The sequence below is a fragment of the Nonomuraea sp. NPDC047897 genome, assembly GCF_043204415.1.
Taxonomy (GTDB): domain Bacteria; phylum Actinomycetota; class Actinomycetes; order Streptosporangiales; family Streptosporangiaceae; genus Nonomuraea.
In genome coordinates, this window is record NZ_JBIDCC010000003.1 from 396730 (window position 1) to 409104 (window position 12375).

At 70.9% G+C, this 12375-nt stretch carries 15 protein-coding genes; 8 read left to right on the plus strand and 7 right to left on the minus strand.

The features are described from left to right. Window positions 1–133: 133 nt before the first annotated feature. Together ACGF0J_RS08810 and ACGF0J_RS08815 are read right to left on the minus strand one after the other, a co-directional pair. A complete protein-coding gene (locus ACGF0J_RS08810) occupies window positions 134–1069 on the minus strand; it encodes a CU044_5270 family protein (protein ID WP_393143482.1) in 936 nt (311 codons plus the stop codon). Beyond that, the gene (locus ACGF0J_RS08815) at window positions 1069–1632 is read right to left on the minus strand and encodes an RNA polymerase sigma factor (protein WP_393143484.1); all 564 of its coding nucleotides are present in this window, start codon (window positions 1630–1632) and stop codon (window positions 1069–1071) included. Before ACGF0J_RS08815 ends, ACGF0J_RS08810 begins: the two co-directional genes overlap by 1 nt. 318 nt (window positions 1633–1950) lie before the next feature. On the opposite strand from ACGF0J_RS08815, the gene ACGF0J_RS08820 reads away from it, so the two are divergent. From ACGF0J_RS08820 to ACGF0J_RS08830, 3 genes are all read left to right on the plus strand, one after another. Further along, on the plus strand, window positions 1951–2358 hold the full coding sequence (locus ACGF0J_RS08820; protein WP_393143486.1) for a TlpA family protein disulfide reductase: 408 nt from the start codon (window positions 1951–1953) through the stop codon (window positions 2356–2358). 64 nt (window positions 2359–2422) lie between these two features. Beyond that, window positions 2423–3277, plus strand: a complete 855-nt coding sequence (locus tag ACGF0J_RS08825) for a cytochrome c biogenesis CcdA family protein (RefSeq protein WP_393143488.1) — start codon at window positions 2423–2425, stop codon at window positions 3275–3277. A 94-nt stretch (window positions 3278–3371) separates the two neighbouring features. Continuing rightward, complete coding sequence (locus ACGF0J_RS08830; RefSeq protein ID WP_393143491.1) at window positions 3372–3539, plus strand: hypothetical protein; 168 nt, start codon at window positions 3372–3374, stop codon at window positions 3537–3539. Between the two features lie 17 nt (window positions 3540–3556). Here the strand turns inward: ACGF0J_RS08830 and ACGF0J_RS08835 are convergent, their stop codons facing one another. Beyond that, window positions 3557–3685, minus strand: coding sequence for a hypothetical protein (locus tag ACGF0J_RS08835; protein ID WP_393143493.1), 129 nt, complete (start codon window positions 3683–3685; stop codon window positions 3557–3559). Window positions 3686–3983: 298 nt separating this feature from the next. Between ACGF0J_RS08835 and ACGF0J_RS08840 the strand changes: the two genes are divergently transcribed. The 4 genes from ACGF0J_RS08840 to ACGF0J_RS08855 all read left to right on the plus strand — a co-directional run bounded on the left by ACGF0J_RS08840 (window position 3984) and on the right by ACGF0J_RS08855 (window position 9403). Then, window positions 3984–4997 (plus strand): CU044_5270 family protein, encoded by a 1014-nt coding sequence (locus ACGF0J_RS08840; RefSeq protein WP_393143495.1) that lies wholly within the window; start codon window positions 3984–3986, stop codon window positions 4995–4997. Next, window positions 4964–5194 (plus strand): hypothetical protein, encoded by a 231-nt coding sequence (locus ACGF0J_RS08845; protein WP_393143497.1) that lies wholly within the window; start codon window positions 4964–4966, stop codon window positions 5192–5194. Before ACGF0J_RS08840 ends, ACGF0J_RS08845 begins: the two co-directional genes overlap by 34 nt. 98 nt (window positions 5195–5292) lie before the next feature. After that, entirely contained in the window at window positions 5293–6168 is an 876-nt protein-coding gene (locus tag ACGF0J_RS08850) for a hypothetical protein (RefSeq protein ID WP_393143499.1), read from the plus strand. 91 nt (window positions 6169–6259) lie between these two features. Next, window positions 6260–9403, plus strand: a complete 3144-nt coding sequence (locus ACGF0J_RS08855) for a S8 family serine peptidase (protein ID WP_393143501.1) — start codon at window positions 6260–6262, stop codon at window positions 9401–9403. An 80-nt stretch (window positions 9404–9483) separates the two neighbouring features. Here the strand turns inward: ACGF0J_RS08855 and ACGF0J_RS08860 are convergent, their stop codons facing one another. Next, window positions 9484–9702 (minus strand): hypothetical protein, encoded by a 219-nt coding sequence (locus ACGF0J_RS08860; RefSeq protein ID WP_393143504.1) that lies wholly within the window; start codon window positions 9700–9702, stop codon window positions 9484–9486. Further along, entirely contained in the window at window positions 9699–10322 is a 624-nt protein-coding gene (locus ACGF0J_RS08865; protein WP_393143506.1) for a TetR/AcrR family transcriptional regulator, read from the minus strand. Before ACGF0J_RS08865 ends, ACGF0J_RS08860 begins: the two co-directional genes overlap by 4 nt. Window positions 10323–10380: 58 nt before the next feature. On the opposite strand from ACGF0J_RS08865, the gene ACGF0J_RS08870 reads away from it, so the two are divergent. Next, entirely contained in the window at window positions 10381–10986 is a 606-nt protein-coding gene (locus tag ACGF0J_RS08870) for a DUF2867 domain-containing protein (protein WP_393143508.1), read from the plus strand. Between the two features lie 90 nt (window positions 10987–11076). Here the strand turns inward: ACGF0J_RS08870 and ACGF0J_RS08875 are convergent, their stop codons facing one another. Continuing rightward, window positions 11077–11652, minus strand: coding sequence for a helix-turn-helix domain-containing protein (locus ACGF0J_RS08875; protein WP_393143510.1), 576 nt, complete (start codon window positions 11650–11652; stop codon window positions 11077–11079). Continuing rightward, entirely contained in the window at window positions 11649–12368 is a 720-nt protein-coding gene (locus tag ACGF0J_RS08880; RefSeq protein WP_393143512.1) for a hypothetical protein, read from the minus strand. The genes ACGF0J_RS08875 and ACGF0J_RS08880 overlap by 4 nt, the downstream gene beginning before the upstream one ends. Window positions 12369–12375: the final 7 nt, after the last annotated feature.

The following is a 12375-nucleotide window of genomic DNA, read 5'->3' on the forward strand; positions in this document are numbered from 1 at the left end:
GAGTTCTATAACAGTGGAGTGTGGCACGGACTGCGTCGACGCGCCACCACCGGCGCTCGGCACTGGCCCACCGCCCACGCCGCGCGCCTGGCGGCCGCCCTGGTCATCGTCGTCGGGCCCGATTCTGCTGCGATCAGGAGCGTTGGCCGGGCTGGTCTACGATCTTGGCTTCCAGCTGCGCCGTCAGGCCCACCGTGCCCGCCTTGAAGGTCTCCTTACTGCCATCGGCCCACTCGTAGGTCCGATCCTTCAGCCGCGTCGAGTTGGTGCCCAAATACCGGAAGGTCTGCGGGTCGAGGACGAGATAGCTCCGTGCCTCGGCCTCGGTGATGCTGAACGCGACGCCTCGCCGTGCGTCGGCGACGGGCACATCCTGGGTCACCGTGACGCCCTTGATCGTGGGCAGCGCGCGGTAGAGCGCGGCCCGCACCTCGGGGGCGAGCCACTGCTCGGAGATGAGCTGGTTGATCTCCATGAAAAGCATCTCCGGCGGGACGTGGCCGTTCAGCTCCTGCGACCCCCGGCGGTCCTCGTCGAGGATGGCCGCCTTGATCTTGGCGATCACCCCCGGCGGGGTGACAGGCGGTTCGGCCAGCTCAGCCGGGTTGAAAATCGCGCTGCCCTGGAACATCAGCTTGCCGCCCTGGTACCAGGCCGACCGCTTGCCGTCCACGCTCGTCCACCGTTCCCAGGTGTCACGCCGGTCTCGGTCGACGTCCCCTTCGACCCCGGTCAGCTGCAGTTCCTTGGTGTAGAGCCACTGTCCGGGGCCCGGGGCGGGCGTGGGGTCGTTCTCGGCCGCACGGGCGGCGCGCTCGCCCAGCTCGGCCACGCTGGCCACCGGCGCCATGCCCGGCTCGTCCCTCAGCGCCACGACGGTCCCGCCGACGACCAGGGCCAGAGCCGCCGCCACCACGATCCGCCAGCCGAACCTTCTCGTGCCGGACGCGGCCGACCTGCGTGCGGCCTCCGGTTCGTGGATCGCCGTCATCAGCCGCGCCTTGGCAGCAGTCGCGGCGTTGTCCGTCATCGCCGGGGTGTTCCGGCGAAACTCCTTCAGCTCGTTCACTACAGCTCCTCATCCCCTAGCACGTTCCTGGCCTTCTTCCGCGCCCGGTGCAGCCGTGACCGCACAGTCCCCACAGAGATGTCCAGCGCCCGCGCCACTTCCTCGTACGACATGTCCTCCCACGCCACCAGCAGCAGCACGTCCCGATGCCCACGGGGCAGCGACGCCAGCGCCCCCGCCAGCTCACGCTCCCTGCCCTGCGCCGCCACCCGGCGCGACACGGTGTCGTCCAGTGCCTCCGGCAAAGGGTCCACCCCGGTGCGGCTCAGCGCCCGCAGCAGCCGCTCCTCCTGCCGCCGATGTCTGGCGATCAACGTGGTGGCGATCCCGTACAACCATGGCCTGGCCAGGGCGAACGATGTGTCATACGTCCCGCGCCTGCGGAAGGCCGCCAGGAACGTCTCGGCCACGATGTCGTCGGCGGCCTGCGTGCCGAGCCGCCGAGCCGCGTACAGATGGATCTGCCGGGCGTAGCGGTCAAACAGCAACGCGAACTGCTCCGGGTCGTGCGCCGAACGACGGATCAGTTCTCCGTCATCGGTCTCGACCGTCTCAGCGCTCAACGCCTCTCCTTCGTGAGTAGGTATTTCACCGTGCTGTCTCCCGAAGGGCGTCACCCGGTTCCCGTCATCGGGTCGTAAGAAGTGACGTGGAGCAACACTTCTAGGGTGGAGGGCATGTTCCCCGTACGAACGGCGGCCGCCGCGGCGGCACTTGCCCTGCTGGCGGCCGGGTGTGGTGGGCCAGGGCAGGGTGAGGCGGCGAGTGGCACCATGTCTGCCGCTGCGACCGCCACCATGCCCTCCGCGCCGACGGCATCCCCCTCGACCTCCGTAACGCCCGGGCCGACCGCGTCGCAGGAGACGGCGAGCACAGGTTCCGTGCCCGCCGCGCTGGACTTCTCCGCCCGGACGCTGGACGGTGCGACCTTCCAGGGGGCGAGCCTGGCCGGCAAGCCCGTGGTCTTCTGGTTCTGGGCGCCGTGGTGTCCCAAGTGCATGTCCGAGGCACCGCACGTCAAGGCCGCCGCCGCTCGGTACGGCGACGTCGCCTTCGTCGGCGTGGCCGGCCTGGACACCGAGGCGGCGATGAAGGGGTTCGTCCAGCGCACCAGGACAGCGAACTTCCCGCACCTGTCGGACGAGAAGGGGACCGTGTGGACGAAGCTGGGCGTCAGCCAGCAGTCCACGTTCGTGTTCATGAAGCCGGACGGCACCACCGCCAAGGCGTCCGGGCCGCTCGGCAAGGAGCAACTGGACGAGCTCGTCCGCGCGCTGCGCGACCGGTGACGGCGATGCCCGGACCCTTCGTCGGGGCAGCGACGCCCGGCCCCCACGGCGGGGGAGGGCCCGCGTGAGCTCAGCCGACCTCCCGCTCGCCCTGGCGCTCACCGCCGGGACCGTGGCCGCGTTCAACCCGTGCGGCTTCGCCATGTTGCCCGCCTACCTCACCCTGCTGATCAACGATGAGGAGGCCACCCGCCGCGGCTCCGTCGCACGGGCGCTGATGCTCTCGGCAGCCATGACCGCCGGATTCGTCACGGTCTTCGGCCTGTTCGGGCTCGCGGTGACCGCGCTGGCGGTGTCGGTGGGCGGCTACCTGCCGTGGGCGAGCCTGGTCATCGGAGTGGTCCTGGTCGGGCTGGGCCTGTGGTTGCTGTCCGGTAGGGAGCTGCTGCTGCGCCTGCCGGGGCCGGCCACCGGCCGCCCCACCAGCTCGCCGCTGTCCCTGTACGGGTACGGGCTGTCGTACGCGGTGGCCTCCCTGTCCTGCACGGTCGGGCCGTTCCTCGCGGTCACGTCAGCCGCCCTGTCCGGTGGCGGGCTGTTCGGCGGTGTGGTCGCCTTCGCGGCCTATGCGCTCGGCATGGGCATGGTCATCGCCGTGCTGTCGCTGGTGGTGGCGTTCGCCCGCGCCGCTGTGGTCGCCAGGTTGCGGCGCCTGCTGCCGTACGTGTCCAGAGCCAGCGGCGCCCTGCTCACCCTCGCCGGCCTGTACGTCGTCTACTACGGCTGGTACGAGCTGCGCGTCTTCGCCGGCGGAACCGTCGACGACCCGATCGTGGACACCGCGACCGCCGTACAGGCCACCATCGCCGGTTGGCTGACAGGACTCGGCACCGGCTGGCTCATCGTCGCACTCGCCCTGCTCACCGTCGGCGCCCTCGCACTGCGCACGATCCGACGACGCGATCGTATGCCTGAGTGAACCGTTGGACCAGCGCGTGAGCTGTGGGACTCGCGCGCGCCCCGCTCGATCGACGCCATCGTGTGGACCACCTGGCGTGTGGACCCTCTGGCGCGTGGACGCGTTCAAGCCCTGCGAACCACAGATGCCCCCGGGCGCGCCGGCCGTCAAGACCGAGTGCGCGCGGCTCAAGGTGCCGCTCGACTACCGCGATCCGAAGGGCAGGCAGGCGGAGATCGCGCTGCTGCGGGTGCCCTCGCGCGGGAAGAACCATGCCCGATGACATGGTCCCGGCATTGTTCACCACGATGTCGAGCCCGCCGAAGTGCCGCGGTCCGCGTACCGGTCGTCGAAGGTCTGCGGCGTGATGGTGCGGGCGGCGGCGACCACCTGATCGCCGCGTTCCAGCGCGGCGAGGGCGGAACGCACGGCCCAGGCCGCGGCTGGCTCCCGTGATGAACCAGGTGCGGGAAGAGGCGGTGTCCGGGGTGCGCATCCGTAAAGCTCCGGTCGGCATCGTCGAGACCGCCCTCGACGGTCTGCGCCCGCGCCACTGAGGCGGGGGTCAGAGAGATGTGGAACGGAATCCGGCGCGCCGGCACTCGTGATGCTTGCACTCCCGAAAGCCGCAGCCGAGCACGCCGAATAGAGAGCCGCCGGAAAATTGGTGTGAAGAAAACCCGCGGAGCGGCGAACACTGGGCGACCGTTGCCTTCGGAAGGATGCCATGACTGCCCCACCTGACGCCAAGGACGTGCTGGAGGACGTCACCGTGGTCGAGCAGTCGCTGGACGATCCCGAGGTGTTCGCTCTCCTGTACGACCGGTACTTCACCGAGATCCACCGGTACCTGGCCGCCCGGCTCGGCAGTGAGCACGCCGAGGACCTGGTCTCGGACGCCTTCCTGCTCGCGTTCAACGGCAGGGCGGGCTTCGATCCGCGGCGGGGCACCGTACGGTCGTGGTTGTTCGGGATCGCCACGAACGTCGTGGCCCGGCACCGCCGCAGGTGGCTCGCCGCGCTACCGGTTCGGCGGGTCGTCCTGGTCGGCGCCATGTCGGTGGTGCTCACCGGTGGCATCATCGTCGCCCAGGTGGGCCTGGGCGGTTCCGACTCGGGCACCTCCGGCCACCACCCGTTCGCCGCTCCTCCCGCCGACGCCAAGGCGCTGCTCTCCCTGGCCGCCCAAGCCGCCGCCGGCCGGCCGGACACGGTGCCGGTGCGCGGCCAGTACGTCCACACCAAGATGCTGTCCCAGAACAGCCTGTACATCAAGGACAAGTCGGGCCGCACGCTCTCCACCAAGGTGCTGGTCAGCGAGGAGCGGTGGGAGGCCGCCGACGCGGGCAAGCCGTGGCTGAGCCGCACGCAGAAGCTGTCGGCCACGGGACCGGCGCCGCGCGAGTACTGGGACCGCGGCGTCGAGGACATCGTGTCCGAGCCGGGAACCTGTCCCGGCCAGCCGGCCTACGCGCGGCTGGCCGCCTGGCCGACCGACCCGGCGCAGGTCCGCACGAAGATCGTCGCTGAGGTGGGCGAGGAGCCGCTGCGCATCTGGCGTTCCCTGCAGAGCCTGGCGCTCGAGTCCGTGGTACGGCCCAGCCTGGGCGCCGCGCTGTATCAGGTGGCGGCCGGACTGGACGGCATCGTGCTCATCGGCGACGCCGTGGACGCCGCCGGCCGCCCCGGCCTGGCCTGGCCGTGGCCATGCACGAGGGCGACGGCACCCGCTCCGAGCTGATCTTCGACCGGGACACCTACCACTACCTGGGCGAGCGCACCGTGAACACCAGGGACCGCACGGTGAAGGTACGCGCCGGCGGCGAGTTCATCGAGAAGAAGGGCGCGGCGACCGGCACCGCCGTGCTCGCCGTCGATCTCGCCGCCGGCCTGCCCGAGGTGTCGCCGAAGGCGTCCCGCATGAAGATCCCCCGCTGAGACTTTCCCGCTGATCCGGCCCGTCCGGGCCGTGAGTTCTGTTTCGCATGCCCGAAAACTCGATCAGGCATGCCCTTGAAGGAAGAAGGAGAACGTCCATGTTCATCGCCAAGGCAGTCGCCGCGACCCTGCTCGCCGGCTCGTTCGGCGGCCTGACCGCGCCCCCGTCGGGCGAGGCCGCCGCCTACGACAAGCAGACGCGGCTGGAGGCCGAGCGTGTCGCCTGCATGACCGAGCAGGGCCTGGACTACGTGGCCGCGCCCGAGCCCCACCGCACCTGGCAGGCCGGGGAGAAGGAGCGGCTCGCCGGTGACCTGAAGGCGCTGCGGACCTACCGCGCCAAGTACGGCTTCGGGGTCTGGTCGCCGAACGTCTATCCGAAGGACCCGGCCGTCAACCCCGTCCAGCACGACAACCCGAACAACAAGACGCTGATGTCGCTTTCGGACGGCGAGCTGAAGAAGTGGCGCGCCGCCGACCAGACCTGCTTCTCCCGGGCGGTCAAGAAGGTCCTGGGCAAGACCGTCACCTCCCAGGAGGACTACGACGACCAGCTCCACGCCGCGGTCGACACGTCGCTGCGCGTCCTCGACCGGGACAAGCAACTCGTCACGCTGGGCAAGCAGTTCGCTGCGTGCCTGGGCGTCAGCCAGACCCGGCCGACCGAGCTCGACGTCCTGAGCCACACCAAGGTCGTCCGGCAGGCTTCGGACGTCGCCAAGAAGGCGTGGAAGGGCGAGCTGCCCAAGGGCAGCGAGAACGCCGTCTTCCGGCCGAACCTCAAGCCCGAGCAGGCCAAGCCGCACCTGGCCAAGGAGATCAAGGCGGCGCTGAAGGATCTGGAGTGCGGTAAGGACTTCTACCCCGCCTACGCTCCCAAGGCCCTGGACATCACCTCGCGGGTCTACCAGGAGTTCGGCCGGTCGAACGCGGCCCAGGCGATCTCCACCCGGATCTACCGCAAGCTCGTCTGACGCTCCCGCGGTGACGCTCGCGGCCCGCGAGCGTCACCCCTCGCCATGAGTACCGAGTCATGGGTGACGAGTATCTACAACGAGAGGGCAGATGAACTTAACCCACGCGACATGCGCCGTCACCCTGGCGGCATCCGTCATCGCAGGCGGCGCCGCGAGCGCCGCGCAGGCGGCCGCCCCGGTGACTCCCTCGGCCGGGGTGTCGGGCACGGTGACGCTGCTGACCGGTGACCGGGTGACCGTCACGGCGAAGGGTCACCGGATCGAGCCCGGGCCGGGCAGAACAGATCGCTTCGACGTTCAGCGCCGTCAGGGCCGCCTTCACGTCATTCCGCAGGACGCCAAACGACTGCTGGCCAAAGGCCTGCTGGACGAGCGCTTGTTCGACGTCACGCAGCTGCTCAGCTGGGGGTACGGCGACGCCGACAAGGCGGAGATTCCGCTGATCGTCCAGTCCGCCGAGGGGAAGGCGGTGCAGGCGCTCAGCGGAGCGCGAAAGACCGAGGAACTGGCCCGGCTGGGGCTGGCCAGCACGAGCGTCCCCAAGGCGACGGCGGGCCGGACCTGGCAGAGCCTGGTCGGCGACACCCGTTCACTGGCCGCAGGTAAGTCGAAGATCTGGCTGGACGGCAAGCGGCCCCTCACCCTGGACCGGAGTGTCCAGCAGATCGGGGCTCCGCAGGCGTGGCAACAGGGGCTGACCGGAGCCGGTGTCACGGTCGCCGTGCTCGACTCCGGTTACGACGCCACCCACCCCGCCCTCAAGGACGTGGTCACGCAGGCGAAGAACTTCTCCGACGAACCCGACATCACCGACGGCGTCGGGCACGGCACCCATGTCGCCTCCATCGTGGCCGGAGCCGGCGAGAAGTATCGGGGTGTCGCGCCGGGCGCGAAGATCGCGCTGGGCAAGGTCGGCGGGGAGTACGCCGGCGAATCGGCCATCTTGGCGGGCATGGAATGGGCCGTCACGGAGGTCAAAGCGAAGATCATCAACGTGAGCATCGGTGGCCTGGACACACCCGGCATCGACCCGCTGGAGCACGCCGTCAACACCCTGTCGGCGCGTACGGGAGCGCTGTTCGTCATCGCGGCGGGCAACGACGGAGTGCCCGGCTCGGTCAACAGCCCGGGCAGCGCCGAGGCGGCACTCACGGTCGGCGCGGTCGACAGGTCCGATCGGATGGCCGACTTCTCCAGCCGTGGCCCGAGGCTGGGCGATCACGCGATCAAGCCGGACGTGACCGCTCCCGGCCTGGACATCATGGCCGCTGCCGCGCAGGGCACGGCGGACGGCCCGTACATCGCCCACAGCGGCACCTCGATGGCGGCGCCGCACGTCGCGGGCGCGGCGGCGATCCTCGCCCAGCGGCACCCGGACTGGAACGGCCAGCAGCTCAAAGCCGCGCTCATCGGCAGCTCCGCGCCGCAGGCCGGCGCCACACACTTCGACCAGGGAGCCGGGCGCGTGGACGTGGTCCGGGCGGTCGGGCAGCAGGTGTTCGCCAGTCCCGCGAACATCGGCACGATCTTCCGCTGGGGCGGATCCGGCGAGCGGCAGGTGACCAAGGAGATCACCTACACCAATGCCGGTGGCTCCCCGCTCACGCTGGACCTCACCGTGGACGGCGACGTGCTGCGCACCTCGGCACAGCGGGTCGAGGTGCCCGCCAAGGGCACGGCATCGGTCACCGTGACGATCGACGGGACCGGCAAGCAGCCCGGTGATCACCCGGGCACCGTCACGGCCCGATCGGGTGACCTTCTCATCCGTACCGTCGCCACCGCGTACGTGGAGCCAGAAGCCTACGACGTGAAGATCAGCGCGCTCGGCACCGACGGCCGGCCCGTCGACGCGATCGGGGAGTTCTACAACGGCAAGGGCGAGAGCCTGCGGATGGTCCTTACCGGCGCGCCGGACACCTATCGGCTCGCCGCCGGCAAGTGGAGCCTGTACGTCGACATCTACGAAGACCCGCGCATCACGACCACGCACCTGCCGGTGAACGTCGGCCAACAGGGCGCGGAGATCGTCCTGGACACACGCCAGGCCAAACCGATCAGGTTCACCCTGGACCAGCCCACGGCTGTCATCAGCGGATGGACCGAGATGTGGGTGATCAACGGTTCGTGGCACCTCGGCTGGCTCGGCGGCAGGCCCGATCCCAGCGCCGTGTACTTCGTGCTCGCCTCCGAGCAGCCCGGCCTCAGGTACGTCACCAGGATGCATTTCCACGACAAGGACGGCTCTGCCGCCCGCTACGACCTGGTGGACGAACGCCACGGCGGCATCCCCGCGGATCCCACCCACTCGGCCAGGATGAAGGACCTCGACAAGGTGACCACGACCTTCCGCGGCGCGGGAACAGTCGCGAAGGGCACCTACTTCGTGGCGACCGCCATCGAAGGCGTCTCTGACGGGTTCCTGACCCCCACGAACGATGTGCCGCTGCCGGGCAAGCTGACGGAGTACCGGACGCGAGGACGCCAGTGGTCCAGCGGTCTGCGCGTCGGCGATTCCGTGGTCACCGGCGGTGATCGGCGGGCCTGGGGCGTCGCGGTGAGCGGCCCGTCCTTCGCCACCTCGGGCGCGTGGCGGGAGGGGAACACTCTGACGTTCGACGGCGCCCGGCTGTTCTCCGACGGCGCGCCCGGCCGGGTCGGCATGGACGGCGCGGCCACCGGCACCGTCAGCCTCGCCCAGGGCGATCAGGTCATCTCCAGGATCGACTACACCAGGTGCGGGCTGTGGGAGGCCGATTCCTGCCGGTTGACCGCCGACCTGCCCGCGGACCCCGCCACATACACACTCAGCACGACGGCCGGCCGGCAGGTCCCGCACTCGACGCTGTCCACGAAGGTGGAATCGACGTGGACGTTCCGTTCGGCGAGCACCGCCAAGCGGGAAGCGCTGCCCCTGACGGCGATCCGCTACGCGCCCAAGGGGCTGGACGAGTACAACCGCGCCAGGCCCGGATCGTCCACCAGTCTGCCGATCTGGATCGAACTCAACCCCGGCGCTCCCCCTGCAGCAGTGAAGTCCCTTCACCTGCAGATGTCCGTTGATGACGGGGCGACCTGGCGCGACGTCGGGGTCAGGGCCCACGGCTCGGGCTGGACGGCGCGGCTGACCAACCCGCGCACGGCCGGTTTCGTGTCCTTGCGCGCCACGTCGAGCGATACCACGGGCAACAGCGTCAGCCAGACCATCCACCGCGCCTACGCGGTCGGATAACCCGCCGGAATGCCTTGCTGATGCGGATCTTGCGGAAGTTGGACCGCGAGAACCGCATCAGCGTGGCTGAGGGCAGGCCTTCAGCTCAACCGGTCCCCCGTCACCGGAGCGGGTACCCGTGCGTGGCCGGTGATCGGACGATCGCGCTGCAGCTCCAGCGTGTCGTCGATGGTCTTGGTCTCCAGCCGCTGCGCGGTGGCCAGCAGCGTGGCCAGCAGCGTGGCCAGCCGCCGTGAGGTGGGATGCTTCTTCAGTTGCGCCGAATGGGCGGTGCCGGACCGCGCCCGCCGGCCCGTCAATGCCCCCGGCCGTTCGGTCGCTGCTCAAGGCCCGACATCAGCGCCCCCAACGCGGCGAGCGCCTCGTCGAGGTCGACCCGGTCCGGCGCGAGGAGCCACTGCTGGTGGATGCCGATGACGGCGCCGACCATCGTGACGGCCAGCGCGCCGGCGGGTGGCTCGGGCGGCAGCGGCAACCGCTCCAGCCATCTCACGCAGTGCTCGCGCAGCGTGTCGTGGATCTGGAGGTAGCGACCGTGGATGGGGGAGTCGGGCTCCAGCGCCTCGACCAGCAGCGTCACGAAGAGCCTGGTGGTGGGCAGTGCCAGCAGGGTGCCGACGCTCTCCATCAGGCGGCCGAACCCGGCCTTCGCCGCCTCGGCCCCCTCCGGGCCCTGGGACCCCACCGGCTTCTCGGCGAGACCGAGGCGGATCAGGTCGACCGAGCGTTCGAGCACGGCCAGCAGCAGGCCCTCCTTGCCCCCGAAGTGCCAGGGGATGGAACCCCTGCTGATCCCGGACCGCGCCGCCACGTCGGCGAACGTGGTCTGCCGGTATCCCTTCTCGGCGAAGAGCTCCGCCGCCGCGGTGAGGATCAGCTCCCGGCTTTCCTGGCTCGTCTGCTCTCGTCGTGTTGTCACGCCACCTCCTACTGTGCTAGCAATCATACTCTATGCTGACTGGCACAGGAGGCGTCGGATGAAAGTCCCCAACACCGCCCACACGTCTCGTCCATGGCGGATCCATGCCATCGCCCACGACTTCCGGGTGGAGGACGTGTGGGCGCTGCCGACCCCGGGTGGCCCGGACGAGCTGCCACTGCTGGTGCGGCAGCTCACCTCCGGTGAGGGGCGGTTCTCCGGCGCGACCCGCGTGCTCTTCGCGCTGCGCTGGAAGATCGGGAGACTGCTCGGCTGGGACGGCCCCGGCTCGGCGGTCGGCGCGCGGGTGCGGACCTTGCGCGACCGGTTGCCGGCCGACCTCCGCGAGGCCCCACGCGGACCGGATCCCCGCGCGGTTCCGTTCACCGTGATCTACCAGACGCGCGACGAGTGGGCGGCGGAGATGGCCAACCGGACCGTGCACACGGTGATGCACATCGGCTGGGTGCCGGACGCGGCGGGCGGGTACCGCGGCCAGATGGCCGTCCTGGTCAAACCGAACGGGCTGTTCGGGGCGGCCTACATGGCCGTGATCAGGCCGTTCAGGCACCTGATCGTGGACCCGGCGCTGGTCCGCCTGATCGGACGCGGCTGGCGGAAGCCGACCGGCGGCCAGGCGCCCGCCGCCGATCCCGCCGGATGACGACATCTCGGCCAGGCGCGCCCGCGCCGGCCGATGGGCCCTGGCCGGTGTCCGCCCGACGGGGCCCGGCCAATGGTCCGCCCGCCGCCGTCAGCCGGCGGTGGGGGAGGCGATGACGACGGTGACGTCGGCGGGCGCACCCTCGGCGTGGTAGCGGTGCGGAGCGTCTCCGGCGAACGCCAGCATGTCGCCGGGCCCCAGCTCGCGCAGGTCACCGGTGGGTCCGGCGAGCAGCCGGCCGGAGGCGAGCAGGAGATGCTCGGTCGTGCCGGGCGCGTGGGGCACGCCGTCGACGGCGGTGCCGGCCGGCAGCCGCAGCCGCCAGATCTCCAGGCTGTGGCCGCCGCTGATACGACGGAGCAGCTCGCGGGTGGGCCCTTCCTGGCCGGCGGCGGTCGAGGGAAGGTGCACGGTGACCGGGTCGGCCTGGCGGGTGAGCAGGTCGGTGAGGGGGACGGCCAGCGCCACGGCGATGGCGTCAAGGGTGTCCACCGTGGGGTTGCCCAGGCCGGCCTCCAACTGGGACAGCGTCGCCTTGCTCAGGCCGGTGCGGCGGGCCAGCTCGGCCTGGCTCATCCCGCGCTGCAGGCGGCGCCGCTGGATCTGGGCGCCCGCCGCGGCGGCCGCGCTGCTGGCCGGCCGCCGGTCCCGGCCGGGAGCGGTCACGAAAGCGGCCTGTGGGAGGCGGTGTAGGAGACGCGGACGCGGCCCTTCTTCGGCTTCAGGCCCGAGATCGTCACCTCGGCCAGGTCGGCGAGGCTGCGTACGTGCGTGCCGCCGCACGGAGCGGCGTGCAGGTCGCCCAGCCGGACGATGCGGCGGCCCGCGGCGTCGTGGTCGGCGGTGACCGGCAGGTCGTCGGCGACGGCCGCGGCCACGAACGCACGCAACCGGTCCAGCGCCTTGTCGCGGTCCTCGTCGTCGGCCGGCTGCGTGCCGCCCTCGGAAGGGGTGAGCTCGACGCGGGCCTGACCGGGGAAGTGGTTGTTGCCCGCCAGCGTCCAGCCCTCGGCGCGGCCCGCCGCCTCGACGAGGTGGCCGGCGGTGTGCAGCGCGGCGTGCAGCAGGCGCAGCTCGGCGTCGAGGCGCGCCCGCACGGCCGCCCCTTCGCGCAGGCCGTCGAGCCCCTGGCCGCCGCTGTCGCCGGCCCGCAACACCACCAGACCGGTCGCGGCATGGCGAACCGGCACGACCTCGTGGCCGTCCAGCCGGCCTCGGTCGGCGGGCTGGCCGCCGCCTTGCGGATGGAAGATGTTCTGCCGCAGCGCGACCCACGCGCCAACCTCCTCGTCCCGTCCGGCGGCGGCCACGTGGGCGGCGATGTCGGTCAGGTAGGTGTCCTCCAGGTAGAGCGACACCTGTGCATCACTTTGGTGAACCATTCGTTCA

Coding starts and splice junctions, on each gene's coding strand:
- ACGF0J_RS08855 (WP_393143501.1), top strand. CDS start 6,260: ATGAACTTAACCCACGCGACATGCGCCGTCACCCTGGCGGCATCCGTC.
- ACGF0J_RS08880 (WP_393143512.1), bottom strand. CDS start 12,368: ATGGTTCACCAAAGTGATGCACAGGTGTCGCTCTACCTGGAGGACACC.
- ACGF0J_RS08845 (WP_393143497.1), top strand. CDS start 4,964: ATGCACGAGGGCGACGGCACCCGCTCCGAGCTGATCTTCGACCGGGAC.
- ACGF0J_RS08850 (WP_393143499.1), top strand. CDS start 5,293: ATGTTCATCGCCAAGGCAGTCGCCGCGACCCTGCTCGCCGGCTCGTTC.
- ACGF0J_RS08870 (WP_393143508.1), top strand. CDS start 10,381: ATGAAAGTCCCCAACACCGCCCACACGTCTCGTCCATGGCGGATCCAT.
- ACGF0J_RS08840 (WP_393143495.1), top strand. CDS start 3,984: ATGACTGCCCCACCTGACGCCAAGGACGTGCTGGAGGACGTCACCGTG.